Source organism: Marinomonas sp. ATLA20, assembly GCF_057180105.1.
On the sequence record NZ_JBXUKU010000001.1, the window covers coordinates 805,101 to 830,808 of the forward strand.

The 25,708-nt window shown below is 42.4% G+C and carries 21 protein-coding genes; 14 read left to right on the forward strand and 7 right to left on the reverse strand.

The genetic code is table 11. The features are described from left to right. Window positions 1-736: 736 nt before the first annotated feature. Window positions 737-1,330 (reverse strand): FMN-dependent NADH-azoreductase, encoded by a 594-nt coding sequence (locus AC2A4J_RS03715; protein ID WP_255827874.1) that lies wholly within the window; start codon window positions 1,328-1,330, stop codon window positions 737-739. A gap of 168 nt (window positions 1,331-1,498) precedes the next feature. Here AC2A4J_RS03715 and AC2A4J_RS03720 point away from each other — a divergent pair, with 168 nt between their 5' ends. Continuing rightward, complete coding sequence (locus tag AC2A4J_RS03720; RefSeq protein ID WP_484174962.1) at window positions 1,499-2,419, forward strand: LysR family transcriptional regulator; 921 nt, start codon at window positions 1,499-1,501, stop codon at window positions 2,417-2,419. Between the two features lie 12 nt (window positions 2,420-2,431). On the opposite strand, the gene AC2A4J_RS03725 is transcribed toward AC2A4J_RS03720, so the two are convergent. Further along, window positions 2,432-2,986 carry an MSMEG_1061 family FMN-dependent PPOX-type flavoprotein gene (locus AC2A4J_RS03725; RefSeq protein ID WP_484174963.1) on the reverse strand — a complete coding sequence of 185 codons (555 nt, stop codon included), beginning with the start codon at window positions 2,984-2,986 and terminating at the stop codon, window positions 2,432-2,434. A 293-nt stretch (window positions 2,987-3,279) separates the two neighbouring features. On the opposite strand from AC2A4J_RS03725, the gene glmU reads away from it, so the two are divergent. Next, window positions 3,280-4,641: a bifunctional UDP-N-acetylglucosamine diphosphorylase/glucosamine-1-phosphate N-acetyltransferase GlmU gene (glmU, locus tag AC2A4J_RS03730; RefSeq protein WP_484174964.1), complete on the forward strand. Its 1,362-nt coding sequence runs from the start codon at window positions 3,280-3,282 to the stop codon at window positions 4,639-4,641. A 116-nt stretch (window positions 4,642-4,757) separates the two neighbouring features. Next, window positions 4,758-6,584, forward strand: a complete 1,827-nt coding sequence (gene glmS / locus AC2A4J_RS03735) for a glutamine--fructose-6-phosphate transaminase (isomerizing) (protein ID WP_484174965.1) — start codon at window positions 4,758-4,760, stop codon at window positions 6,582-6,584. Window positions 6,585-6,691: 107 nt separating this feature from the next. Here the strand turns inward: glmS and AC2A4J_RS03740 are convergent, their stop codons facing one another. The 4 genes from AC2A4J_RS03740 to AC2A4J_RS03755 all read right to left on the reverse strand — a co-directional run bounded on the left by AC2A4J_RS03740 (window position 6,692) and on the right by AC2A4J_RS03755 (window position 10,990). Then, a complete protein-coding gene (locus AC2A4J_RS03740) occupies window positions 6,692-8,935 on the reverse strand; it encodes a YjbH domain-containing protein (RefSeq protein ID WP_484174966.1) in 2,244 nt (747 codons plus the stop codon). Next, entirely contained in the window at window positions 8,935-9,672 is a 738-nt protein-coding gene (locus tag AC2A4J_RS03745) for a capsule biosynthesis GfcC D2 domain-containing protein (RefSeq protein WP_484174967.1), read from the reverse strand. The genes AC2A4J_RS03740 and AC2A4J_RS03745 overlap by 1 nt, the downstream gene beginning before the upstream one ends. After that, window positions 9,669-10,298 (reverse strand): YjbF family lipoprotein, encoded by a 630-nt coding sequence (locus AC2A4J_RS03750; RefSeq protein ID WP_484174968.1) that lies wholly within the window; start codon window positions 10,296-10,298, stop codon window positions 9,669-9,671. The genes AC2A4J_RS03745 and AC2A4J_RS03750 overlap by 4 nt, the downstream gene beginning before the upstream one ends. Before the next feature lie 176 nt (window positions 10,299-10,474). Next, on the reverse strand, window positions 10,475-10,990 hold the full coding sequence (locus AC2A4J_RS03755) for a hypothetical protein (RefSeq protein ID WP_484174969.1): 516 nt from the start codon (window positions 10,988-10,990) through the stop codon (window positions 10,475-10,477). 362 nt (window positions 10,991-11,352) lie between these two features. Here AC2A4J_RS03755 and AC2A4J_RS03760 point away from each other — a divergent pair, with 362 nt between their 5' ends. The 3 genes from AC2A4J_RS03760 (at window position 11,353) to AC2A4J_RS03770 (ending at window position 15,550) form a co-directional block, all read left to right on the forward strand. Further along, window positions 11,353-12,483: a polysaccharide export protein gene (locus AC2A4J_RS03760; protein ID WP_484174970.1), complete on the forward strand. Its 1,131-nt coding sequence runs from the start codon at window positions 11,353-11,355 to the stop codon at window positions 12,481-12,483. Between the two features lie 162 nt (window positions 12,484-12,645). Then, a complete protein-coding gene (locus tag AC2A4J_RS03765; RefSeq protein WP_484174971.1) occupies window positions 12,646-13,086 on the forward strand; it encodes a low molecular weight protein-tyrosine-phosphatase in 441 nt (146 codons plus the stop codon). Between the two features lie 238 nt (window positions 13,087-13,324). Further along, complete coding sequence (locus AC2A4J_RS03770) at window positions 13,325-15,550, forward strand: polysaccharide biosynthesis tyrosine autokinase (RefSeq protein WP_484174972.1); 2,226 nt, start codon at window positions 13,325-13,327, stop codon at window positions 15,548-15,550. A 144-nt stretch (window positions 15,551-15,694) separates the two neighbouring features. Here AC2A4J_RS03770 and AC2A4J_RS03775 read toward each other — a convergent pair whose 3' ends face one another. Then, window positions 15,695-17,137 (reverse strand): MBL fold metallo-hydrolase RNA specificity domain-containing protein, encoded by a 1,443-nt coding sequence (locus AC2A4J_RS03775; protein ID WP_484174973.1) that lies wholly within the window; start codon window positions 17,135-17,137, stop codon window positions 15,695-15,697. Between the two features lie 399 nt (window positions 17,138-17,536). On the opposite strand from AC2A4J_RS03775, the gene AC2A4J_RS03780 reads away from it, so the two are divergent. The 8 genes from AC2A4J_RS03780 to rffA all read left to right on the forward strand — a co-directional run bounded on the left by AC2A4J_RS03780 (window position 17,537) and on the right by rffA (window position 25,707). Continuing rightward, window positions 17,537-17,857: a MarR family EPS-associated transcriptional regulator gene (locus AC2A4J_RS03780; protein ID WP_484174974.1), complete on the forward strand. Its 321-nt coding sequence runs from the start codon at window positions 17,537-17,539 to the stop codon at window positions 17,855-17,857. 223 nt (window positions 17,858-18,080) lie between these two features. Further along, entirely contained in the window at window positions 18,081-19,091 is a 1,011-nt protein-coding gene (locus tag AC2A4J_RS03785; RefSeq protein ID WP_484174975.1) for an NAD-dependent epimerase, read from the forward strand. 110 nt (window positions 19,092-19,201) lie between these two features. Continuing rightward, window positions 19,202-20,377, forward strand: coding sequence for a nucleotide sugar dehydrogenase (locus AC2A4J_RS03790; RefSeq protein ID WP_484174976.1), 1,176 nt, complete (start codon window positions 19,202-19,204; stop codon window positions 20,375-20,377). Between the two features lie 117 nt (window positions 20,378-20,494). Then, window positions 20,495-21,562, forward strand: coding sequence for a dTDP-glucose 4,6-dehydratase (rfbB, locus tag AC2A4J_RS03795; RefSeq protein WP_484174977.1), 1,068 nt, complete (start codon window positions 20,495-20,497; stop codon window positions 21,560-21,562). Next, complete coding sequence (gene rfbA / locus AC2A4J_RS03800) at window positions 21,559-22,434, forward strand: glucose-1-phosphate thymidylyltransferase RfbA (RefSeq protein ID WP_484174978.1); 876 nt, start codon at window positions 21,559-21,561, stop codon at window positions 22,432-22,434. The genes rfbB and rfbA overlap by 4 nt, the downstream gene beginning before the upstream one ends. A 293-nt stretch (window positions 22,435-22,727) precedes the next feature. Next, window positions 22,728-23,930, forward strand: coding sequence for an ATP-grasp domain-containing protein (locus tag AC2A4J_RS03805; RefSeq protein WP_484174979.1), 1,203 nt, complete (start codon window positions 22,728-22,730; stop codon window positions 23,928-23,930). Further along, on the forward strand, window positions 23,920-24,576 hold the full coding sequence (locus tag AC2A4J_RS03810; RefSeq protein ID WP_484174980.1) for a xenobiotic acyltransferase family protein: 657 nt from the start codon (window positions 23,920-23,922) through the stop codon (window positions 24,574-24,576). The genes AC2A4J_RS03805 and AC2A4J_RS03810 overlap by 11 nt, the downstream gene beginning before the upstream one ends. Then, entirely contained in the window at window positions 24,577-25,707 is a 1,131-nt protein-coding gene (gene rffA, locus AC2A4J_RS03815; RefSeq protein ID WP_484174981.1) for a dTDP-4-amino-4,6-dideoxygalactose transaminase, read from the forward strand. The last annotated feature ends 1 nt before the right edge of the window (window position 25,708 follow it).

The window sequence follows — 25,708 nt, forward strand, 5'->3', positions numbered from 1 at the left end:
CGACTGTGATCCAACACCGTCAGATCACGCCTCGTGCCTCGTCTTATCTGACCAACGGGGTGTCGAATTTATGATGTTTTTGTAGGTTGGATGAGGAAGGTACGACTGTGATCCAACACCGTCAGATCACGCCTCGTGCCTCGTTTTATCTGACCTATGGGGTGTCGAATTTATGATGTTTTCGTAGATTGGATGAGGAAGGTACGACCGTGATCCAACACCGTCAGATCACGACTCGTGCCTCGTCTTATCTGACCTATGGGGTGTCGGATTTATGATGTTTTTGTAGGTTGGATGAGGGAGGTACGACCGTGATCCAACACCGTCAGCCTCGTCTTATCTGACCAACGGGGTGTCGGATTTATGATGTTTTTGTAGGTTGGATGAGGGAGGTACGACCGTGATCCAACACCGTCAGATCACGCCTCGTGCCTCGTCTTATCTGACCTATGGGGTGTCGAATTTATGATGTTTTTGTAGGTTGGATGAGGGAGGTACGACCGTGATCCAATACCGTCAGATCATGCCTCGTGCCTCGTCTCATAAGACCTACGGGGTGTCAAATTTATGATGTTTTTGTAGGTTGGATGAGGGAGGTACGACCGTGATCCAACAAGGGCTTATAAGTATCTTTGGCGTCATGATGTAAATCTAGGCAAAAAAAACCGATTAGAAAACTCTAATCGGTTTTTAGGCATAACCAATAACAATAACTTAAAGGGGATAAAAGTTAGTATTAAACAGCTACGGCGATTTGTGATTTTGCTGTGTTGAACGCTTCTTCACCTGGCTCGCCCATTGCTTGACCACCAGCAATGAAAGTCTCTTTCACATTTAGACCAATGAAGCCTAGGAATGTTTGAATGTGTGGTACTTGGTGATCAACTGGCGCGCCCGCTAAGAAGCTACCGCTCGCAGCAAAGATGTAAGCATCTTTGTTTACAAGACCAACAGGGCCAGTTTCAGTGTATTTAAATGTACGGCCAGCACGAGCAACATAGTCAAAGTAAGACTTCAATGTAGAAGGGATGCCGAAGTTGTACATAGGTGCAGAAACAATTACTAGGTCAGCCGCTTCCAATTCAGCAATTAGCTCATCGCCAATCGCAGCAATAGCTTGTTGCTCAGCAGAACGATCTTCTTCTGGAGTGAACAAAGCACCCAATGTTTCGCCAGTAAAGTGAGGTAGTGGGTTCGCTGTTACATCACGAGCAACCACTTGGCCTTCAGGATTTTTTGCCAACCATTTTTCAACAAACTCGTTTGCTAGTTGACGTGATTTAGAGTTTTCGCCAGAAGCGCTAGAGTCAATACGTAATAAAGTAGCCATTTTAATAATTTCTCCTCGGTAATCTTAAGTGAGCCAAGACGGCTCGTCACTTGATAATGAAGCTATCTTATAACCAAATTATTCGATTAAAAAGCGACATTTTTTGGAGATATTGATCGAAAAATACGATACATTAATCTTTCATATACGAAATACAAGAGAGCGACTGTGAAAGCCCCAAGAGTAACCCTAGAACAATGGCGAGTGCTGCAATCTGTTGTCGATAAAGGCGGTTTTGCGCAAGCGGCAGAAGCGCTGCATAAAAGCCAATCTTCTGTCAGCTATACAGTCGCAAAGCTTCAAGAGCAGCTAGGTTATCCGCTATTAATTATAGAGGGGCGAAAAGCCAAGCTAACAGAGCGTGGTGAAGTCTTGCTGCGTCGTTCACGGCATTTATTAAAAGAAGCGGTAGACCTAGAAGAACTGGCTCACACACTTGGGCAAGGTTGGGAGCCTGAATTAGAGCTAGTCGTCGATCAAGCCTTTCCAACGCCCGCTTTGCTACGCGCCTTGCAAGCTTTCGAGCCACAGAGTCAAGGCACACAAGTCCAGCTAAAAGAAGCCGTATTAAGCGGAGGCGAAGAAGCGCTGCGAAAAGGCAGCCCAGACCTAGTGCTTAGCTCTATTGTTCCAAAAGGTTATTTGGCCGATCCCATTGTAGAAGTGGAAATGATCGCCGTCGCCGCGACGAGCCATCCCTTGCACCAAGAAGCAGACCCAATTAATAACGAACGCCTGAGCCGCGAGTTGCAGATTGTCATCCGAGACTCCGCATCGGAAACCTCTGTCGATGCGGGTTGGCTGGGTACAGATCGACGCTGGACGGTATCAAGCGTGCAATCCGCACTGGAAATCGTGACAAGCGGCATTGGTTTCGCGTGGTTGCCCAAGGCCGATTTAGAATACGCTTTACAAAGTAGTAAGCTCAAAAGACTAAAACTGGTTTCTGGAAGCGAACGCAACTTTCACATGTATGCCATCTTTGGCAAAGGTGAGCGAACCGGCCCAGCGACGCGTCTATTAGTAGAACTCCTTCAGGCTGAATGCAATGCGTGTCCAAGACGTTCTGCCATTTCGCCAGCGCCTTAATCAAGCCCAGCTTTATTCCTGAACCTGATCTTGAATAATACTCAGCAGGGAAGGTAAGAAAGAACGCTCTACTTTATTTTCTTCGCTCCAAAGCTTTGCAATGGCAATGGCTTTGGGGCAATGAAACAGCAGTTTATGTACGCTTATTTTGACCACAAGTTTTGGCAGTTTAGTATTTTCGGAAAATAACGCCAGCGTCTCGTTATCGGTATGTAAGCTGGCGTGACCTTTTAGGCGGACAACTTCGCCGATCCCCGGAATCATGAAAAGCAGGCCAACTTCTGGCCTTTCTACAATATTTCTCAAACTGTCTAAGCGATTATTACCCGCCGTGTCGGCAAAGGCGATGGTATTTGAATCCAGTACTTTAACAAACCCTGCATCGCCGCCACGAGGCGACACATCTGCAAAGCCATTCTCATCCGTTGTCGACATGATAATAAAAGGACAGTGTTCTATGAAGGTGATGGAATGCTGTTCTAATCCATCAATCTCTTTTTTCAAGGCTAAAGGATGCGCCTCATTATAAAGCTCATCAAGTTGTGTTGGTTCGCTGATTTGGCTCATGCTAATCCTTTACTATAGTGGTGTGTAATTCATTCGATAATGGTTTTCATTAATTTTTGCGGCTATTTTATACTGCTGATGCTGTAATGTAACGCATCAGCATCAGAGTAATTACTTTCTGACAATCTTTGAGCTAAGTTTTTCGAGATGCTTTGAAAATCATTGGTTTATGATTTTTTATAAAAATTGTCATTTTTTTTGTGACAATTTGGGTTGTGACGGTTTGGGCAAAAAGGTCTAATAGCTCGAATAAGTAATATTCATTATTAAAAGACACCAATTCAAGGATGCTCATGACTCAGGATATCGTAATTCTTGCTGCCGGAAAGGGCAGTCGAATGAAATCAGCCTTTTCCAAGGTATTGCACAAAGTTGGCGGCATCGCCATGGTAAAACGAGTACTCACAACAGCAAGTACACTACCTGAATCAAAACTACATTTAATTGTTGGCCACCAAGGCGAACAAGTCGAGGCAAATTGTCAGGATTTTTCGGCCAATATTGTTTGGCAAAATGATCCGCAAGGCACTGGCGATGCACTACGTCGCGTTGCGCCTTTTCTCCAAGCAGATGGTGCGACATTAACCCTTTACGGCGATGTTCCGCTAATCCGTGCCAGTACATTGCAAAAAATGACGACGCTGTCTGATTCTAATACTTTGGTTTTGTTAACAATCTCTCTTGATAATCCAACAGGATACGGACGTATTGTACGCAATGATCAAGGCAAAGTGACGGCGATTGTGGAGCAAAAAGACGCCACAGACAGCCAACTTGCTATTAAGGAAGTGAACACTGGCATTCTTCTCGCGCCAAATAATCATCTCCAAGGTTGGCTTGCATCGCTAACGAACAACAACGCTCAAGGTGAATATTACCTGACCGATGTGATTGCTATGGCGGCACGTGATGGTGTGGATATCGTTACGGTGAATCCTGAAAATGAAGCCGAAGTGGCTGGCGTTAATGATCGAATTCAACTTGCTGCATTGGAGCGTGAGCTGCAAAACCAGCAAGCCATTAGCCTTATGCAAAATGGCGCTACGTTGCTAGATCCATCCCGCATTGATGTGCGCGGAGAATTGACAACCAGCAACGACGTCGTGATCGATGTGAACTGTATCTTTGAAGGCAAAGTGATACTGGGTGCTGGCGTGGAAGTCGGGCCAAATTGCCATCTTAAAAACTGCACCATTGGCGATAACACTATCATTAAAAGCAATACCCTCATTGAAGACAGCAAGGTTGGCGAACATTGCGACATCGGTCCCTTTGCTCGATTACGTCCAGGTACTCAGCTTGCTAATAAAGCCAAGATCGGCAACTTTGTTGAAACCAAAAAAGCCATCATTGGTGAAGGCAGCAAGGTCAACCATTTAAGCTACATTGGCGATACAGAAATGGGTGCCAACGTGAACGTTGGTGCAGGCACCATTACTTGTAATTACGATGGTGTGAATAAACATCAGACGCAAGTAGCGGATAACGTCTTTATCGGTTCAAACACCTCATTAGTTGCGCCAGTGCAAGTAGCGGAAGGTGCGACCATTGCAGCGGGTTCGACCATCACTAAGCAAGTGGGCGAGAAGCAATTGGCTTTCGCCAGAGCGCGACAAACCAACAAAGACAATTGGCCTAGGCCCGTTAAAAAATAAAGCCAGAAATAGAAAAGGGGTCAGATCCCTTAAAAAGAATATTCGTAGTAACATTTTTTATCATAGAATTTTAAGGGATCTGACCCCTTTTTAAGACCCAAAAAAAGGACTCTCTCATGTGCGGAATAGTTGGCGCCATTGCACGCCGTAACGTATCAAAAATTTTAATTGAAGGACTAAGCCGCCTTGAATACCGTGGTTATGATTCTTCCGGTATTGCGATTAACAACCAAGAAGGCGTATTTTCACACCGCGCTGTAGGCAAAGTTCAAGCACTGAAAGACAAATTTGAAGCAGAACCGCTAGATGGAAAAATGGGGATTGCTCATACTCGTTGGGCGACTCATGGTAAGCCTACAGAAGCCAATGCTCACCCGCATTTTTCTGGTGATGATTTAGCGTTAGTTCATAACGGCATTATTGAAAACCACGGGCCATTACGTAGCGAATTAAAAGCCAAAGGGTATGAGTTCAAATCTGAAACAGACACCGAAGTTATTGTTCACCTTATTCATGATGCGTTGAAAACACAGCCAGATTTACTGAAAGCAGTGCAAGCGACGTTAAGCAAACTCCATGGTGCGTTTGCCATTGGTGTTGTGCAAAAAGACGACAACGAGCGTTTTATTGCCGCTCGTAAAGGTAGCCCACTGGTAATTGGTGTTGGCATCGAAGAAAACTTTATTGCCTCCGACCAGCTTGCACTATTGCATGTAACTGACCAATTTATCTTTTTAGAAGAAGGCGATATAGCAGAAGTTAGCCGCGACCAAGTGTCTATCTATGATGCAAAAGGTGAGCTGCAAGATCGTCCTATTAGCGTGTTTAACCACAATATTGATGCAACAGATAAAGGCGAATTTCGTCATTACATGATGAAAGAAATCTACGAGCAGCCTAAAGTGATCAGTGCTTGCCTAGAAGGTCGTATCAGTGAAAGCAAGGTACTGACTAGCTGCTTTGGTGCGGATTCTGCTTTCTTAAAAGAAATCGAAAACGTACACATCGTTGCGTGTGGTACCAGCTATCATGCTGGCATGGTAGCAAAATACTGGATCGAAGATTTAGCTGGCTTACCATGTACTGTTGAAGTAGCCAGCGAATATCGCTATCGCAAAGTAGCAGTACCAAAGAAAACCTTGTTTTTGACCCTGTCACAATCGGGTGAAACGGCTGACACATTAGCTGCGCTACGTATGGCAAAAGAACTGGGCTATTTAACGACTCTTGCTATTTGTAATGTGCCATCTAGTACCTTGGTGCGTGAGTCGGCGCTTACTTTGTTAACCAATGCTGGCCCAGAAATTGGCGTGGCATCCACCAAAGCCTTTACTACTCAGTTGACTGCACTATTGATTACCAGTGTGGCCATCGCTGTCGAAAACGGCTTGTCAGCAGAAAAAGAAAAAGAATTGGTTCAAGCCATGCGTTCTTTGCCTGCCTACGTAAATGATGCCTTATTGGCAGATGCGCACATTAAGAAAGTAGCGGATCGATTTGCTAATAAAACCAATGCGCTATTTTTGGGGCGTGGCACCATGTTCCCAATTGCTCTAGAAGGCTCGTTGAAGCTGAAAGAGATTTCTTATATTCATGCGGAAGCGTACCCAGCAGGCGAGTTGAAACACGGCCCATTAGCATTGGTTGATGAAGATATGCCGATTATAGCCTTGGTTCCACATAACGACATGTTGGACAAACTTAAGTCAAACCTACAAGAAGTCGCCGCCCGCGGTGGCGAACTGTATGTCTTTGCTGACAAAGACACAGACCTGCACAACGAAGAGAATATCACCTTCACCGAAGTGCCAAAAGTAGACGGCATCCTAGAGCCAATTGTGCATACCATTCCGCTGCAGTTATTGTCTTACCATGTTGCTGTTGTGAAAGGCACCGATGTGGATCAACCGAGAAACCTAGCTAAATCCGTTACGGTAGAATAGTTGCATAAAATATTTTAGAATTTTTCGGTTCTAACTGTCTTAACGTACTTAACTTAGTAGCCTAATAAAAAAGCCTTAGATGAAATATCTAAGGCTTTTTTATGTGATTAATTTTGGTTGGGTCGTTGATACCAAGGCGACACCATATCGGTAATACCAAATAAGCTGTTACGCTTCCCTAGCATTTGACCGCCATCACGGGTAATGGGTTGCCATGCAAAATTGCCACGGCTGTTGGTAGGTTTTAAAGAAATCGTGTCAAATGGTATTGATAAATAGAAGCCTTTGGTGAAGCTACCTTCCCCAAAGTCCTCTGTTGACATATTAGTTTTACTAGCATAGGCACCAACAATGACGCCGCTTTTATACTGTTTAGAAAAATCAAATCTAACGCCCACATCGGTTGCTAGGAACTTACCAATATCTAGCTGAAATTGGGTGCTTTCTAGGAAAGACCATTCTGGCTGGTAATAAAGCGATAAATGCCCTGTCGTGCCTCTTGCTAATACTTTAGCGTCACTCCCAAACCGAGTGCTTGAGCTTTTCTCGTAGTCATTGTCGTCGGCAAAGATACCGAATAAGGAGTTCGGGTCACGTTGTGCAATAGCATTGATATCGGCCCCAATCGCCCAGTTTGAATTTGGGCGACGATACAAAACCTCTGTTCCAAAACCAGCAAACATGGTTTCTAGATAACCACCATAAATTTGCTGATACCAGTTCTGACCATATTGTTGGAACCAAGTGAGCTGTAGGTTATTAACATTAGCGTCGTTATCGCGAATATAGGCGCGGATGAGTGTGCGTACCCGATAATTTGATGTGCCATCTGGAGTAACCGTGAATTTCATTTTATCGTAGTTATCGACTAAATTTAGGGAGACTGAACTGGATAATTGTAAATGCTTAGTCAGCCAGTAAGAGGCGCCGCCATCCATACTTAAACTGAATAAATAAAAGGCTTCGGGGCTGCCAATGGATTGAGTTAAGTGTGGCGTAAATCCATAGTTTAGTGGCTCAAAATTGTCATATAGAGGATCTGCGTCTGCCTCTTCTTCTGCCGCAGGTAGATTGATAATAGCGTCTTTAATTGAGGGGTTAAAATACTCGACATTAGCGATATCTTTGTATTTTTGGGCAGATATTTTTGTCGTTTTAACTGGAATGCTTTGTGACACTTCAGTGATTTTATAAGATGGTATGTTATTAGGTAGTCGGTTTGCTAAAACGGCGGCGGCTCGCTCAGTGGCGATATCACGATCACGGTACTTGCTGTTAAGTTTGGAGCGAATAGTAATAGTGTCACCTTCCTGATAGATTTTTTCAGTTTGGTAGCCCGCTATTCTATTTAATTCGCTGTCTAATTTTTTCCAATTCACCCCATCTAAAGTGGTTGGTTGATTCATTCCTTGTTCAGGGATTGGATCGTCTACCCAAGGGGATTTGATGGTGCCGAAATTGGTTGAAAGGGTAAAGCCAAGTGTCATGGTTGTGCCACGTTCATAACTTAAGCGCACATCGAAACCGTCGCTTACACCGTAAACAGCACCAAAGTTCCAGGGTGTTTTTGGGGTCATGTCGACACCGCCTTTAATAACTGGGTAGTCGTTGCTGTAGTTGTTGCCATCGTATTCAAGTTTTAAGCGCAGAGGCTTAAAGGGTGTTTGGTATTCTATGCCGCCAAATAATGAGGCTGGGCCAGTAAACCAGCGGTCATAATCTACAGAACCGCCATTACCTGAATAGCCATTTATTCGGTTGCAGAAGCGGTCTGACGCCGAACAGAGAGGATTGCTAATATTACCGCGCTCACCAAAATACCCCCAACCCAATCCGAGGGTGACATCAAACTGGCCGTAGTGGTCGGTTGAGAAGCGCTTAGTTGCTGCGATAAATTCGCCATCGAATAAGCCTGTACCGCCAATGTCGCTTAACCCCGCCGAAACTTCCGGTAGCCAATGGCTTTCCTGCCATAAGCGTAGTTTTGTGTCGATGCCTTTGTCGGCTAATTTTGTCTTGCCACTAAAGCTTTCATAGTTGCTGTATAGCACATCATCCACTTGGGTATAACGAATGGTGGTTTCTAGCCAGGGCATTAATTGTAGTGACAAAGTATAAAATTTATATTCATTACTATCGTTATAGCCGAAACTAAAAGCGCCTTCTTCGCCCATTCTGCCAGAAGGGTTTTGCATTAAACCGGTGCCGCCGCGATTACTCAGAGAGGGTTTAAGTTGTGGTCCTTGAAATGGTGCAGCAAAGTAACTTACGTCTTCAGCAGACGCATAGCTGATTAGAAAAAGCTGAGAGCAAATAAGTAGGTAGGCGTTAGAAAAATACTTAAATGACATTATAGGTCCACATGAAAAGCAAGAAATTGAGCAATATTGGCATTTAAATCTCGGTATCTATCAGGAAGGTTGGTCAAGCCAGTGAAAACGATAGCGCCAGGGCTTAGGAAGTAAGGTTTGTCTTTCCATTGGATATCAGTAGCTTGGTAAACATCTTGGTTGGCTTGAATGATCCATACTGCATCGATGTTGTGTTCATTGGGTAAATTTGCAAGGTAACTATTTAAGTCGCTGTTTTCCTTTAACTTAGCCTTAACGGTCTCCTCCATGAAAGGTGAAATAATCATAATATGATCTGGGCGTTTAGGAAGGGACAGTAAATAGTTTCTTTTTATCATCGGATCTAGGCTTTGGTTCACTTTCACTTTACTTGGGTCTGCTTCAACAGTCTCCCTGAAGGCAAACTTCATCGCATTTAGCTGTACTGCTATTCGTTTTGATGAAGGTGTATTTATATCGCTGAGCGCGTTAAGTATGTTCTGTTTTTTGGCATCAATAGTGGATTGTTTGCTTAAATCGATGAGAGCCGTGCCTAATATATAGGGTGAGTAATTGAGTTGCTCGTAGGCGTTTTTGAGTACTTGAGAATAGCGTATGGGCTGTTCATACAATAGAGTGCTTGTGTTTTGTTTAAGCTCGATTGCGATTTGCGCATAGGCATTTATAGAGATCAAACAAGCTAGCAGGCAGTAGCAACATACACTGCAAAGTGATTTTATTGTCCGTGATAAAGTCATAACCCCGTATCCTTGGTGTTAACATTGTCTGTATTATCTGGCTGCTGCTCAATAAATGGTTTAATCATAAGCATTTCAACCCTATCCATTTTTGGTCCTAAATATTGAATGCTTTTTACGACAAAGGCTTTGGTAGCTTTCGTTTCAGGAGCAATCCAAAAATGATTTGTGAAAGCACTATCTAAATCAGTAAATATTACATTTTCTTTAATATGTTTAGTAGATTGTGTCCATAAGTCAGTTGTTAGTGTTTCCATACCGATATATTTGCTATTGACCTGTGCTGAGAAATTATATCGATAGCCTGGTGACCAATCGTAAATAGCTTGCCAGGAACTTGATGTATTAGGTAATGCTAATGAATTTGCCTTAGCGAATAATGTTTCTAAGTTATTAGTGATAAATCCTGTTGTATGGGTAATGCGACCATTTTCAGTAATGATGGTGCCTTTGTCAGCTGATAGCCAAGTCAGCTGCTTGTCTCCAGATAAAGGGTTTTCATTTACAAAAGATAATATTAGAAGAATGGGGGGGGAGTCATTTATACGAACTAGAGTGCTAGCATAAGGTAAAGAGGTTATGTATTCGCTAGTAATATTGGGGCCCTTACTAATATCTCTAGCCACTTGGACTGAGTCCATCGCGCTCTGAAAATTCTTAGTGCAACCTGATAAAGCAAAAACAAAAAATACGAAAAGACATGAATGAATTATTTTTCTGAGTTGAAGCATTGGCCAACCAATATTGAGTTGAAATAAAAAAAAACCTGATGGACATCCAAGTTCATCAGGTTTTTATTATCTTAGTTTGTACCAGTTGTACCAGTTGTACCAGTTGTACCAGTTGTACCACTGTTGCTGTTGCCACTATTAGATGTAGATGCAACCGCAGCGGCGGCAGCAGCGGCGGCAGCAGCGGCAGCGGCAGTTGACACTGTTATCGTACCAGCAGCAGCAGCGGCAGCAGCGCCAGTAGTAGCGGCAGCAGCGCCAGTAGCAGCAGCAGCGCCAGTGGTGGCAGCAGCACCAGTAGTGGCAGCAGCACCAGTAGTGGCGGCACCAGTAGTGGCGGCACCAGTAGTGGCGGCACCAGTAGTTGCAGCGCCAGTCGTACCTGTTGCAGCACCAGTCGTACCTGTTGCAGCACTAGTTGTACCTGTTGCAGTACCAGTCGTACCTGTCGCAGTGCCTGTTGTGGTACCAGTAGTCGTACCTGTTGTGGTACCAGTCGTTCCTGAACCACCAGCCCCCGCGTCTTCACCATATGCTTGGCTAGCTAGGCCAAGTGCTACAACTGTAGCCAAAGTTACAAGTTTCATAGTATTTCCTTATCATTAAACATCGATGTTTGAAGATAAACTTCAGTCCTGATGTTAGAGTAACAGAGAGAAAAATGTAAGGGGGGGATAAGTGAATTCGGCTTTAAAAAGAGTTTTTTTGTCATTTTTTGTTTTGTTTAGTGTGGCATGGATTTAAGAATGTCAGTTTATCGTAAGGCTTTCTTTAATATCCGTTTTTTCTCTTCAGATACAAGTCGTGCATACACTTGGATTGTTTTTTGTTTTTTTGTGTAAGGTTTTTTTTAATATTATGTTTTTTTGTGTAATCGGGTATAGAATCATGCAAAAATATCATACACTTCTAGATACAGTTCAATTTTTGATGAGTTTAAAAAAGCCTAATGAGAGTTAAAAGAAACCTTCTAGTTATTATCTTCCCCTCACTATTTATGGTTGGTTGTGCATTACCCGGATCGCACTTAAATGTAAATGATAAGCAACTGGTCGAAGAAACTGAGCAGACTAAGTTGTCCAATCTGGTTAGGGTGCATCCGTTGACCCCACAAATAGTTGCAAATTTACGTTCTCTAGAACCTGTTCCTCTTTCTAATATAGGTCTGGATACAGAGGTGTCTAAATACGAATACCGTGTGGGTGTTGGCGACATCTTGAATGTGACTGTTTGGGATCACCCAGAATTGACCATACCTGCGGGGGCGTATCGTAGTTCTACTGATGCAGGTAATTGGGTGCATGCTGATGGCTCAATATTTTACCCTTATATAGGTCGAGTGAATGTTGAGAATAAAACCGTTGGCGAAATTCGAGTAGATATAGCACAGCGTCTGGCTAAATACATTGAAAGCCCACAGGTGGATGTTAATGTGGCTGCTTTCCGTTCAAAGCGTACTTATGTAACGGGGGAGGTGGGTGCTCCTGGGCAGCAGGCGATATCGAATATACCAATGACAGTGTTAGATGCCATTAATAACGCTGGCGGGCTAGGTCAGAATGCAGATTGGCGAAATGTAACATTGACTCGTAACGGTACCGAAGAAACCTTGTCTTTATTTGCCTTGATGCAGCGTGGAGACCTAACTCAGAACAGGTTGCTGCAGCCTGGTGATATTATACATGTGCCTCGTAATGATGCTCAGAAAGTCTTTGTGATGGGGGAGGTTAAGAGTCCAGCGCTGCTTAAAATAGACAGGGCAGGTATGAGCCTAACAGAAGCTCTGAGTAGTGTTGGTGGTATTAATGAGCTATCGGCCGACGCAACGGGTGTATTTGTAATACGCGGGGTGGATGCCAAAGAAAAAGAAGATCGTTTAGCTGATATTTATCAATTAAATATCAAAGATGCATCCGCTTTGGTGATTGGGACAGAGTTTGAGTTAAATGCCTATGATATCGTCTATGTAACGGCAGCGCCTCTTTCTCGTTGGAATCGTGTTATTAATTTACTGATCCCGACAATATCTGGTTTTAACAATTTAACTGAAGGTGTGTTACGAGTACGTAACTGGCCTTAATGTTATCACTTATCACTTATCACTTATCACTTATCACTTATCACATATCACTTATCGCTTATTGAGTGCACGTGCTGAGTGTGTTGGCTTAAAGGGTGTGGTGGTTTTTTGTTGGTAAAAAGTTGTGATTTTTGTAGATAAGATACTGAAAAGGGTTTTGGTATGTTTGACAAAATATTGGTTATTTGCGTTGGGAATATTTGTCGCTCCCCAACAGGTGAGGGTGTGCTTAAGTCGTTACTGCCGAATAAGCAAATTGCTTCAGCAGGTGTTGCGGTAGAAAAAAGCCACTTATCTGGTGAATCGGCAGATAAAATGGCGCTGGAGGTGGCTCTGCAGCACGATATAGATATAAGTAGTCATTGCTCCCGGCAGCTTACTGCGCAAATGTGTCAAGAATACGATCTATTGCTAGTCATGGAGCGGGGGCATATAGACGCAGTAGCGCGAATTGCGCCGCAAGTCAGGGGTAAGGTAATGTTGTTTGGTGAGTGGGTTGGGAAAAAAGACATTCCTGACCCCTACAGGCAGAGTCGAGAAGCTTTTGATTACGCTTTCGAGTTGATACATTCGGCAGCGATAGAATGGTCAAAAAAGTTGTGAGTTTTTCAATTGTGCTAATGGTCAATAGTTGGTTGTTTTGAATGGCTTATTTATGGCTGACTCTAATTGGTTGCTGTTAAAATTATACAGTACAAGGATGTGGGATGGAGCATTTAAGGTATTTAATTTAAAGAGGGGGTTGTAAGTAGTCTCTACTAATTAGCCTTCTATATTTTATGTAAGTATTATTTTAATGGGTATCGATGTCTGCCCATATAGATTTAGGATTTTGTTTTTTATGACAGTTAAGCAAATTGGATCGCCTTCAGACGCGGCGAATGAAGAAATAGACCTAGGTAAGTTGCTCGGTATTCTGTTAGATGCACGTTGGCTTATTGTTGTTGTTACATTTGTGTTTGCTGTGTTGGGTGTGGCATACGCGTTACTGGCAACGCCTATTTATAAGGCGGATGCTCTATTGCAGGTGGAGCAGAAAAGCTCAGGAGTATCTTCATTAGTGGGGGATATGGGGGATATATTTGCTAGTGAGTCTTCTGCAACGACAGAAATAGAGATCCTTAAATCTCGAATGATCTTGGGTAAAACCGTTGATAAGCTAAATTTAACCACACACATTACCCCTGTCTATTTTCCGGTTGTTGGGAAAGGCTTTGCTCGTTTAACAGGGAGTCGGCATTCTGCGAAAGTGGAAAGGTTTGAATTGCCAGAATCTATTGAGGATCGAGTCTTTACCTTAGTTGTAACGGACGAAGTGACGGGCGCTTATCAAGTTCTGGATGGCGATGGTAATCAAGTATTGACTGGTGTGGTTGGCCAATTGTCAAAAAATAACGGATATGAGTTGTTTTTGAGTGATCTTCAGGCCAAAACTACAGACGAATTTGTCTTGTCTAAAAGTACAAGATTGAGTCAAGTGGGGCGGTTGCAACGCGATTTAAGTGTTACTGAGCGTGGTAAGCAAACAGGTATTTTAGCTGTGTCTTTTCTAGGTGATCACCCGGAAGAGATAGAGGCTATAGTAAATGATGTCAGTCAAAACTATTTTTTGCAAAATGTTGAAAGAAACTCAGCAGAAGCTGAAAAAAGTTTGTCTTTTTTAAAACAGAACCTACCTAGTATCAAAAATCAATTAAATGATTCAGAAGATGTACTGAATCAATACCGGCAAAAAAATGAGTCGATTGACCTTGGCTTGGAAGCGCAAGGCACGTTGAAAGCTATGGTGGAGGTGGAAAGTAAGCTACAGGACTTGACTATAAAAGAGAGTGAAATTAGTCAGCGCTTTACTAAAGATCACCCTTCTTATAAAGCTCTGCTGGATAATAGGGCTACCTTGTTGAAAGAGAAAGAGCGCATAGACAAACAGGTTCAGAAAATGCCTAAGACGCAGCGCGAAGTATTGCGTATGCAGCGAGATGTGCAAGTGAATCAGCAGATTTATATCCAGTTGCTCAATAAAGTGCAAGAATTGAGCATAATAAGAGCGGGAACGGTTGGTAACGTGCGTATTCTTGATGTTGCGCAAGTTAATCCGACTCCTGTTAAACCCAAAAAAACTCTTATCGTCTTGATTGCTATTTTGTTGGGAGGGGTGTTCTCGGTTACAGTGGTTCTAATAAGGTCTTTCTTCAATCGTGGCGTGCAATCGTCAGAGCAAATAGAAAGTATTGGCTTAGCTGTTTATGCCACTGTGCCTAAATCTGACCTGCAGCCGCAGTTGGATCTTAATGCGAGGCCAGAATCGAAATCCTTGCGGCGCAAGCGTAAGTCACGGATGTTGAAAAGCGCAACCTCCCAGCAGACAAGAAAGCTATCTGAACTTTTGTTGGCGGAGGCAAATCCCGCGGATCTTTCTATTGAGGCTTTGCGTGGGCTTCGTACAAGCTTGCATTTTGCTATGATGGAAGCGAAAAATAACATCGTCATGATCTCTGGTCCTGCGCCGGGTATTGGTAAATCTTTTGTATCGGCAAACTTTGCAGCCGTAGCGGCAAAAACAGGGCAAAAAGTCTTATTGGTCGATGCGGATATGCGTAAAGGGTATTTGCAAAGTCATTTTGGTTTGCAATACGATAATGGGCTATCGGATATTTTGAGTGGGCGAGCATTATTTGAGGATGCTTTAAAAGCGACAGGGGTTGAAAACTTAGACCTTGTTTCTAGAGGGGGGGTACCGCCTAACCCTTCCGAGTTGCTTATGCACCCCAGATTTAAGGAGTTCATGGAATGGGCTGCAGAGAAGTATGATCTTGTGATTATTGATACGCCGCCTATTCTTGCAGTGACAGATGCGGGTATTGTTGGGGCCCTTGCTGGTACCAGTTTAATGGTGGGGCGTTTTGAGCAAAATACGCTTAAAGAGATAGAGGTGTCTTACAACCGCTTTGATCAGGTCGGTGTTGAAATAAAAGGCTTTATTTTAAATGCCGTAGAGAAAAAAGCCAGTAGTTATTATGGTGGTTATGGTTACTATAATTACAGCTACAAAAGCGACGCAAAATAATCTAACCTGATGGCTGTCATATAGAATTTGACAGCGTCTATCTTCTTAATAGCGCATTAGTTATTTACATTGCAACTAATGCGCTTTTCTATTTTTCTGTAGTTAGTTTTGTGTATGTGGTTTTTTATCGTGTGGGCTTAGTCTCTATCGGGTGGGTATGGTCACTTCGCAGTCAGGATGATTTAGCTCAATTAACTGTTTTAATCTTTGCTTGGCGTTATCATCTCCATGTACTAAATGTACTTTTCTAGGTTTCACTCTCATACGCTTAATAAAGTTTAATAAATCCTGTTGCCCAGCATGGGCGGAATATCCGCTAATCTGCTGTACTTTGGCGTTAATGGTGTAGCGCTCCCCATCGAACACCACGAACCCATTGTGCTTATCGTGATATTTCAAAATATCACGCCCTGGCGTGCCGATGGCTTGATATCCAACAAACAGTATATCATTGCGTTTATCGCTCAATAATGCTTTTAAATAATTAACAATCCGTCCGCCAGTACACATACCAGAAGCAGCAATCACAATAGCAGGGCGGGTTTGACGTTGTAGGTAAGAAACAGTCTGTAGGTGAGTGTTGTGATCATCAATCGTGGTGACTTGATCAAAGCTTAATGGATGGCGGCCTGCATTTACTCGACGTTTTGCTTCATCATCCCAGTAAGCTGCCAGAGATTGATAAACTTCAGTGAATCGGCTAGCCAATGGTGAATCGATAATGATATCAATATTTTCCCAATTTAACGAAACACCAGAGCGGGTCTTGCTGACGGCTTTCTGTTTATTCTGATGAATAATATGTTCTAACTCATATAGAAGTTCTTGAGTGCGACCAATACTAAACGCTGGAATTAATACAGTGCCTGAATTACTCAAGGCGTGTTCTAAACTTTGTTGTAAATGTTTGCGCCTTGAAACTCGGTTTTCATGATTTCTATCACCATAAGTGCTTTCTAAGACCAATTGATCAGCCCGATAAGGCGACTGTGGAGCGCATAGTAGAGGCGAGTAGGGCGCGCCCAAGTCTCCTGAAAACACCGCATCGTGATAGCGTTTTCCCTGAGAAGTAAGTTCCGCATTGGAAACCCGAAAAACCACATACGCCGATCCCAAAATATGTCCAGCACGACATAATCGCACTTGTACATTGGTGTCATTTGAAGTTAAAGGGATAGTGGTCCATTCTTTATAACCTAGCGGCACTAACTGAGATGCTAGGCGATCCAAGCAGGCTTTTATGATGCTGGCATTACGCGTTACGCCTACCTTAAGTGCGTCCTCAATGACTAAGGGTAATAGCGCCGCACTAGGTTTAGAGCAATAAATGGGTCCGGTAAATCCAGCTGCTAACAGATAGGGCAAGCGACCCACATGGTCAATGTGAACATGGGTAATCACCAGGGCTTGAATGGCTGAAAGATCAAAGTCTATTTCCAAGTTGTTAGGGTCCGCGCCGGCAGTAGATGTTTCAGCCCCCTGAAATAAACCACAATCGATCAAGATGGATTGGTAGGGGTTTACGAATAGTTCATGGCAAGAGCCGGTGACACCCTGTACAGCGCCATGGTGCTTAATAGATAACATACAAATCCTTATGTATTCGTTTTAAAGAAGGATTAAGATTAAACCACAACCCCAGCCAGCATCAACCCAACCCGCTATTACCTCCAAACCAAAATATCCTTATGCCCCAAAATGCTTAAAAAACGTCCATTTTACAAACTCTTTTCAAACACATTCTTTGCATAATTTAATAGTCTGTATTATCATTGTTCACCAAATGAACACAGCCTTGACCAGTTCCTTTCCCTTTCTTCAAGGGGAAGGCTGAGGTTGTTAATAGTTCTTTTGTAAAAAAAACGGATAACATCAAACGAGGTAATGCATGGAAAGCGTAGGCTCAACACCACACATCACACTTTCCCACAACTATATTTTCTCGTTGCCATGCACCACGCTTAGTCTTATCTCTAAGGTGCTTAAATGTTAACCGACGAATACCGCTACAAAATATTAAAAGAGCTACAGCAAGACCCAGATATCAGCCAGCGTGAGCTAGCAAAACGTCTAGAGATTAGCCTAGGAAAAGCCAATTTTTGCTTAAAAGCACTAATAGAAAAAGGCTTGGTAAAAGCGGAAAACTTTAAAAATAGCACTAACAAAACGGGCTATTTATACCTACTAACCCCAAAAGGGATAGAAGAAAAAGTAACACTGACACAGCGTTTTCTTCAAAGAAAACTAAAAGAACACCAAGAACTAGAAAAAGAAATAGAGCAACTACGTCAAGAAGTGAAAATATAAGGTGTCACTTGTAGGTCGCGTCTTTAGGCCGATGATATGGTTTGTAGATCAGATGAGAGGAGGAACGAAGTCGTGATCTGACGATTCGTTTCTGATCAGGCCGAAGTGCAGTCCGTAGATCAGATTATACGAGGCACTAGGTGCTTTACTTGAAAATAAAAGTAACGACAAAAGATGAACTGACAATAAATAACAAGATTTCAAAAATTATGGATACGATAAAATGAAGTTTTTAGTCACCGGAGCCGCAGGCTTCATTGGTATGAGCGTCTGTAAACGTTTGCTAGAGGCGGGTCATGACGTGGTCGGCCTAGACAGTTTAAACGCTTACTACATTCCTGCGCTGAAACAGCACCGTTTAGAGCAGCTTTTACCTTACGCGCACTTTCGTTTTGTAAAGCAGGACCTCGCAGACCGTGAAGCCATGGCTCAGCTTTTTGTAGAGGAGCAGTTTCAGCGCGTGATTCATTTAGCTGCCCAAGCAGGTGTTCGTTATTCTATCGAAGCGCCTTTTGATTACGTGGACAGCAACCTGGTTGGCATGATGACCATTTTAGAAGGTTGCCGCCAAAATAAAGTAGAGCATCTAGTCTACGCCTCTTCCAGCTCCGTTTATGGTATGAACTCCAAAACTCCATTTAGTGAATCCGATACGGTTGATCACCCGGTTTCACTGTATGCAGCGACTAAGAAATCTAATGAACTGATGGCCCATTCCTATTCTCACTTGTACGGTATTCCGACGACAGGATTGCGTTTCTTCACCGTATATGGTCCAGGTGGTCGGCCCGATATGGCTCCTTGGTTATTCACAGAGGCCATATTGAACGATAAACCGATTAAAGTGTTCAACCACGGCAAAATGATGCGCGACTTTACTTACATAGACGACATTGTTGAAGGGGTTATTCGTATTCAAGAGCTGCTGCCACAAACGCAACAGAGCCAAGGCACGACAGCGCCATATGCGATTTACAATATTGGTAATAACCAGCCGATCCAGCTGTCTGAATTTATCGAAGCGATTGAAACTGCCTGTGGCAAACCCGCCAAGAAAATCTACATGGACATGCAACCGGGTGATGTACCAAAAACCTACGCAGACACGGCACAACTTGAAGCCGCCGTTGGCTACAAGCCCGCCACCACGATACAAGAAGGCATGGTCAAATTTGTCGAATGGTACAAAGACTTTCAAATAGAATTGAAAACTAATAAACCAAATACCCCGTAGGTCAGATTAGCTGAGGCACGAGGCGTGATCTGACGGTTGAATATGAACTTGCAATGAACGATATAATTGTGTCGTTCGGCAAAATACATTTGATATTAATGGTAAACACGATGAAAAAATACAAAATCGCCATTGCCGGAACCGGCTACGTTGGCTTATCCAATGCCATGTTACTGGCACAGCACAACGACGTCATTGCGGTGGATATCGTTCCTGAAAAAGTGACCATGCTAAACAATAAGCAGTCACCCATTGAAGACGTGGAAATCGAAGATTTCTTACAAAACAAAGCCCTCAGCTTCACTGCGACATTAGATAAGCAAGCCGCTTATAAAGACGCTCACTTTGTGATTATTGCAACGCCAACCGACTATGACCCAACGACCAACTACTTCAACACCAAGTCCGTCGAAAGTGTGATTCAAGACGTACTGACGATAAACCCACAAGCCGTCATGGTGATCAAATCCACTGTTCCAGTGGGTTACACGAAAAGCGTGAATGAAAAATTCAACACCACGAACATCTTTTTCTCGCCTGAATTTTTACGCGAAGGCAAAGCCCTGCATGACAACTTATACCCATCACGCATCATAGTCGGTGAACGCAGTGAGCGTGCCGAGGTTTTTGCTAGCTTGCTGAAACAGGGTGCTCTAAAAGACGAGATTGATATCCTCTTTACCGACAGCACAGAAGCCGAAGCCGTTAAGCTATTTTCTAATACCTACTTAGCCCTTCGTGTTGCTTATTTTAATGAGCTAGACACTTACTGCGAATCTCATGGTTTAGACACCAAACAAATCATCGATGGTGTGTCGTTAGACCCTCGCATTGGCAACCATTATAACAACCCAAGCTTTGGTTACGGTGGTTACTGTTTGCCAAAAGACACCAAGCAGTTATTAGCGAATTACCAAGATGTGCCAAACAACCTGATTCGAGCGATTGTGGATTCCAACTCGACCCGCAAAGACTTTATTGCAGATTCTGTCCTTAAGCGTAACCCAAAAGTAGTGGGGATTTACCGACTCGTAATGAAAACAGGCAGTGACAACTTCCGAGCTTCAGCGATTCAAGGCATTATGAAACGCATCAAGGCCAAAGGCATTGAAGTGGTAATCTACGAGCCTGTATTAGAGGAAGAGGAATTCTTCCATTCGAAAGTCATAAAAGACCTAGAAGAATTTAAAAATGCAGCGGATGTGATCATTGCCAATAGACAAGACAAGATGCTGAGTGATATGGCGGATAAAGTATACACCCGAGACCTATTTGGCAGCGACTAGCCCCAAAAAAAACAATGTGCCAAAACGTAGATCTGATTAGCCGAGGAGCGAGGCGTGATCTGACGGTAAAAGACGAACAAGCAATAAACAAGATTTAAAAATTATGGAAACAGCTAAATGAAAATTCTAGTAACTGGCGGTGCGGGTTTTATTGGTTCTGCAGTGATCCGCCATATTATCCAAAACACCCAAGACAGTGTGGTGAATGTCGATAAGCTGACTTACGCGGGGAATCTTGAAAGTCTTGCGGATGTTGATCAGTCAAATCGTTACGCTTTTGAGCAGGTTGATATTTGCGATAGGGCAATGCTTGATCGTGTTTTTCAAATACACCATCCAGACGCTGTGATGCATTTAGCCGCAGAAAGCCATGTTGATCGTTCAATAGACGGCCCAGTGGCCTTTATTGAAACCAATATTATTGGTACTTACACTCTGTTAGAAGCCAGCCGTCAGTTTTGGTTAGGCCTAAAGTCGGATCGTAAAAGCGTTTTCCGCTTTCATCATATTTCAACCGATGAAGTGTATGGCGATTTAGAGGGGCCAGAAGACTTATTTACCGAAGATACTGCCTATGCACCAAGTTCTCCATATTCAGCCAGTAAGGCAAGTTCTGATCATTTGGTAAGGGCATGGAGAAGAACTTATGGTTTTCCTACCTTGGTCACCAATTGCTCTAACAACTACGGGCCATATCACTTTCCAGAAAAATTGATTCCTTTAGTGATTTTAAATGCCTTAAAAGGTAAGCTTCTGCCCGTTTATGGCAATGGCTTGCAGATACGGGATTGGTTGTATGTAGAAGATCACGCTCGTGCCTTATATAAAGTTGTCACAGAAGGTGAACTAGGAGAGACCTACAACATCGGCGGCCACAATGAAAAAGCTAACATAGACGTAGTGAAGACGATTTGCGGTTTGTTAGAAGAGCTAGTGCCGAATAAACCGGACGGGGTAGCACATTATCAAGATTTGATTACTTACGTGACAGACCGCCCAGGTCATGATGTTCGCTACGCTATTGATGCCAGTAAGATTGCAAAAACATTAGGCTGGACACCAGAAGAAACTTTTGAAACTGGGCTTCGTAAAACTGTGCAGTGGTATCTCGCTAATGAAAACTGGTGGAGCCGTGTGTTAGACGGTTCTTACTCGATGGAACGCTTAGGAGTAAACAACCAATGAAAGGCATAGTGTTAGCGGGTGGCTCAGGTACTCGGCTTTATCCTATTACCATAGGTGTGTCTAAGCAGCTGTTACCTGTTTACGATAAGCCAATGGTGTATTATCCCATCTCGGTTTTAATGCTGGCGGGTATTCGAGAAATACTTATTATTACTACGCCTGAGGATCAAAGTAGTTTTCAGCGCCTTCTAGGTGATGGGTCGAAGTTTGGCATTGCGCTAAGCTACGCAATACAGCCAAGCCCTGATGGATTAGCCCAAGCCTTTATTTTAGGTGAAGACTTTATTGGCAACGACGATGTGTGTTTGGTTTTAGGAGATAATATTTTCTACGGTCAAGGGTTTACGCCCAAGTTAAAGCACGCTGTTGAAAACGCAAAAAATGGTCAAGGTGCGACAGTGTTTGGGTATCAAGTAAAAGACCCAGAGCGTTTTGGTGTTGTGGAATTTGATGAAAATAGAAAAGCTATTTCGATTGAAGAGAAACCCGTCAAACCGAAATCCCATTTTGCTGTGACGGGATTATATTTTTACGATAACTCGGTCATACAATTAGCTAAACAGGTGTTGCCATCAGAGCGAGGTGAGCTTGAAATTACCTGTCTTAATGAAATGTATTTAAAACAAAATAAGTTGAATGTAGAAATGCTTGGGCGTGGTTTTGCATGGTTAGATACAGGTACCCACGAAAGCTTATTGGAAGCCGCACAATTTGTCGAAACCATAGAAAAACGGCAAGGCTATAAAATAGCTTGTTTGGAAGAGATTGCTCATGGCCAGCAGTGGTTATCCACAGAGCAGGTTGCAACAAGTGCCGAGTTAATGTCCAAGAATAGTTATGGGCAATATCTGTCATCACTTTTAGAGGGCTAGGTATCAGGGAAAAACCATTAATATACCCATATTTGAAGGGTTCATAGATTTCAGAGAGAAATTGTAAGCGAGAAACTTTTTAGCTTGATTGTTTTTAATAGAAGTGAATTCCATAGCATATTATTACTATGTTACGGTTTTTTTATGTGTATCCAGTAGGCAGAGGTGAAGTTTGTAATCAGCTTTGAGTCTTTGCATAGCAAAAATACTCATATTTTTTTGTACGGCGTGCTCAGTAGTTTAAGCTTTCATTGCTAGTCTTTTAAATATTTAAGAAATGTAAGGGGTTTTAAATGAAAAAAATTCTAATTATGGGTGCGGGGGTTTATCAAGTTCCTTTGATAAAAAAAGCTAAAGAGATGGGACATAAGGCAATTGTAGTAAGTCCACCGGGAAACTATCCTGGTTTGGCACTAGCTGATGAAGTAATAAACCTTGATACTCGTGACCATATCGGTGTGTTAGCACAAGCAAAACTAATTGGCATTGATGCTGTACTTACAACGGGTACAGATGTTGCGGTGCCGACAATTGGTTATTTAGTTGACGAATTAGGTTTGGCGGGTACGAGTTACGCCGCTGCACAGCGGAGCATGGATAAAGCGCTGATGAAACAGTGTTTTGCTGAACACGGTATTCAAACTGCTAAATTTTTCGTGGTAGAAACTCTAATTGAATTAAAGCGGTGTGCGGATGAAATGGGCTTTCCCGTTATGGTTAAAGCCGTCGATTCTTCTGGTAGTCGGGGAATTACACAAGTTCTTACTTCTGATGGTTTAGAGGCGGCATTTCATGCTGCAAAAGCTGTCTCTAAATCCCAAAAAGTAGTTATTGAGGAATACTTAAAGGGGGACGAAATTGGTGCACAGGCAATTGTTGTTGGTGATGAGGTAGTAGAAGTTTTTTTACATAGTGATGAAGTTACACCACCACCCATAAGCGTTCCAATTGGTCATGCTATGCCTTTAGATTTAGACAACGAGCTTGATAGGGAAATAAAGATTCTAGTGGCAAATGCAGTACGATCATTAGGAATAAGAGATACTATTTCAAACGTAGATTTAATGATAGTTGATCGTCAGCCATATGTTCTTGAAATCGGGGCTAGAATGGGGGCTACGTGTCTTTCCGAAAATATTTCAATATATGGTGGATTTGATGCTTATGAATTTATATTAAAGCTTGCCCTTTCTCAAAAGCCAAAATTACCAAATGAGTATGAAAAACAAGCTAATGCTGCACTTCTTTTGCGTGTCAACAACACGGGTAATATAAAAAGTATCTTTGTGCCCGAATCTACTAAAAACCATCCTGGTTTGGTTGAGTTAGCGATTGATTATAATGTTGGAGATACTGTGCGTGCATTCCAAGTTGGTCCAGATCGTGTTGGGCATATTATTGTAAAAGACAACTCTTATGAAGAATCCAATGCGCTCGTAAATGAATTAGCTTCATCTGTGGTGTTTGATATAGAGGTAGCTGGCGTTGATCAATAAAATCGATCCAAGCGTTAAGGTTTACAAGGACGCTACAATTGTCGATTCTATACTTGAGAAAAGTGTCACTATAGGGGACTTTTCAAAAGTTACAGTCTCTGCTTTGAGTAATAATGTGCGTATAGATAGAAATAACCATTTAGATAATGCGAAACTAGGAAAGTATAGCTATACAGGAAAAAATACTATTATATTGTACGCTGAAATAGGCGCTTTTTGCTGTATCTCTTGGAATGTATCTATTGGTGGCGCGAATCACGATTATACGAGAATGACTCAGCATTCGTTTTTATACAACAAGAGCTGTTTAATACCATCGGACCAATCACCTGCTTATGATAGATTTACGCAAAAAATAAATATTGGTAACGATGTTTGGATTGCTGCGGGTGTTGTAATTACTCGCGGTGTCACGATTGGCGATGGTGCTGTGATTGGTGCAAATGCTGTTGTTACAAAGGATGTACCACCCTATGCAATTGTAGCCGGTGTGCCAGCCAAAATCATTAAGTACCGATTTTCAAATGAAGTCATTCAGAGATTGCTCAACATAAAGTGGTGGGAATGGTCAGAAGAAAAAATTGAAGCGAATTTCACTCTGCTTGCCGAGCAACCTACAATAGACAATTTAAAAGAGTTTGAATAAATGATTCCATTTAATAAACCATACCTGCATGGTAAAGAGTTAGTTAATATTGCACAATCTATTGCTACAGGGAAAATATCTGGTGATGGTGTGTTTACAAAAAAATGTCATGAGTTTTTTGAACGGCGCTATAGTTTCAAAAAAGTGTTAATGACAACATCGTGTACTGATGCTTTAGAAATGACAGCAATTCTACTTGATATTCAGCCTGGCGATGAAGTTATTGCACCATCTTACACTTTTGTTTCAACTGTAAATGCTTTTGTTATGCGTGGTGCAAAAATAGTTTTTGGTGATAGTTATGCTGATCATCCTAACATTGATCCTCAGCATATCGAGAAGCTGATTACGCCAAAAACAAAAGCGATTGTTGTTGTTCATTACGCTGGTGTTGCTTGTGATATGGACGCCATTATGGCACTAGCTACACAATATAATATTCCAGTAGTGGAGGATGCTGCGCAAGCGATAGACGGATATTATAAAGGTATGCCTTTAGGTAGTATTGGTGCTTTTGGCACCTTTTCATTTCATGAAACTAAAAATATTATTGCTGGTGAAGGTGGCTTACTAGCGATTAATGATGAAAAATACATTCAACGAGCTGAAATTATTCGTGAAAAAGGCACTAACAGATCATCATTCTTCCGTGGTGAAGTCGCTAAATATGGTTGGGTAGATATCGGTTCATCATTTTTACCATCCGATATTATAGCAGCTTATTTATATGCTCAGCTTGAGAATATTGATGATATACAAGTAAAACGTAAAGCGATTTGGCAACGGTATTATGATAATTTAAGCCAAGCATTAATTAACTCTCAAATAGAATTACCAAAAACTACAGACTATTCAACGAATAACGCACATATGTTTTATCTGGTTTGTGAAAGTATTGAGCAGCGTAGTAATTTAATTGAATTTTTGAATGAAAATGGTGTCCATGCTGTTTTTCACTATTTGTCTTTACATCAAAGTGAATATTATCAATCTAAATATAGCGGAAGTAGCTTGCCAAACTCAGATCGATTCACAGATACATTGGTTAGGTTACCCTTGTTTTATGAGCTAGCTAATGATCAGGTTGATTACGTTTGTGATATTATTTCAAAATTTGTTGAAAAACTCTAAA

Excerpts from the sequence above, each read along its gene's own strand:
- AC2A4J_RS03715 (WP_255827874.1), bottom strand. The coding sequence starts at position 1,330 with ATGGCTACTTTATTACGTATTGACTCTAGCGCTTCTGGCGAAAACTCT.
- AC2A4J_RS03725 (WP_484174963.1), bottom strand. The coding sequence starts at position 2,986 with ATGAGCCAAATCAGCGAACCAACACAACTTGATGAGCTTTATAATGAG.
- glmU (WP_484174964.1), top strand. The coding sequence starts at position 3,280 with ATGACTCAGGATATCGTAATTCTTGCTGCCGGAAAGGGCAGTCGAATG.
- glmS (WP_484174965.1), top strand. The coding sequence starts at position 4,758 with ATGTGCGGAATAGTTGGCGCCATTGCACGCCGTAACGTATCAAAAATT.
- AC2A4J_RS03740 (WP_484174966.1), bottom strand. The coding sequence starts at position 8,935 with ATGTCATTTAAGTATTTTTCTAACGCCTACCTACTTATTTGCTCTCAG.
- AC2A4J_RS03745 (WP_484174967.1), bottom strand. The coding sequence starts at position 9,672 with ATGACTTTATCACGGACAATAAAATCACTTTGCAGTGTATGTTGCTAC.
- AC2A4J_RS03755 (WP_484174969.1), bottom strand. The coding sequence starts at position 10,990 with ATGAAACTTGTAACTTTGGCTACAGTTGTAGCACTTGGCCTAGCTAGC.
- AC2A4J_RS03760 (WP_484174970.1), top strand. The coding sequence starts at position 11,353 with ATGAGAGTTAAAAGAAACCTTCTAGTTATTATCTTCCCCTCACTATTT.
- AC2A4J_RS03765 (WP_484174971.1), top strand. The coding sequence starts at position 12,646 with ATGTTTGACAAAATATTGGTTATTTGCGTTGGGAATATTTGTCGCTCC.
- AC2A4J_RS03770 (WP_484174972.1), top strand. The coding sequence starts at position 13,325 with ATGACAGTTAAGCAAATTGGATCGCCTTCAGACGCGGCGAATGAAGAA.
- AC2A4J_RS03775 (WP_484174973.1), bottom strand. The coding sequence starts at position 17,137 with ATGTTATCTATTAAGCACCATGGCGCTGTACAGGGTGTCACCGGCTCT.
- AC2A4J_RS03780 (WP_484174974.1), top strand. The coding sequence starts at position 17,537 with ATGTTAACCGACGAATACCGCTACAAAATATTAAAAGAGCTACAGCAA.
- AC2A4J_RS03785 (WP_484174975.1), top strand. The coding sequence starts at position 18,081 with ATGAAGTTTTTAGTCACCGGAGCCGCAGGCTTCATTGGTATGAGCGTC.
- AC2A4J_RS03790 (WP_484174976.1), top strand. The coding sequence starts at position 19,202 with ATGAAAAAATACAAAATCGCCATTGCCGGAACCGGCTACGTTGGCTTA.
- rfbB (WP_484174977.1), top strand. The coding sequence starts at position 20,495 with ATGAAAATTCTAGTAACTGGCGGTGCGGGTTTTATTGGTTCTGCAGTG.
- rfbA (WP_484174978.1), top strand. The coding sequence starts at position 21,559 with ATGAAAGGCATAGTGTTAGCGGGTGGCTCAGGTACTCGGCTTTATCCT.
- AC2A4J_RS03805 (WP_484174979.1), top strand. The coding sequence starts at position 22,728 with ATGAAAAAAATTCTAATTATGGGTGCGGGGGTTTATCAAGTTCCTTTG.
- rffA (WP_484174981.1), top strand. The coding sequence starts at position 24,577 with ATGATTCCATTTAATAAACCATACCTGCATGGTAAAGAGTTAGTTAAT.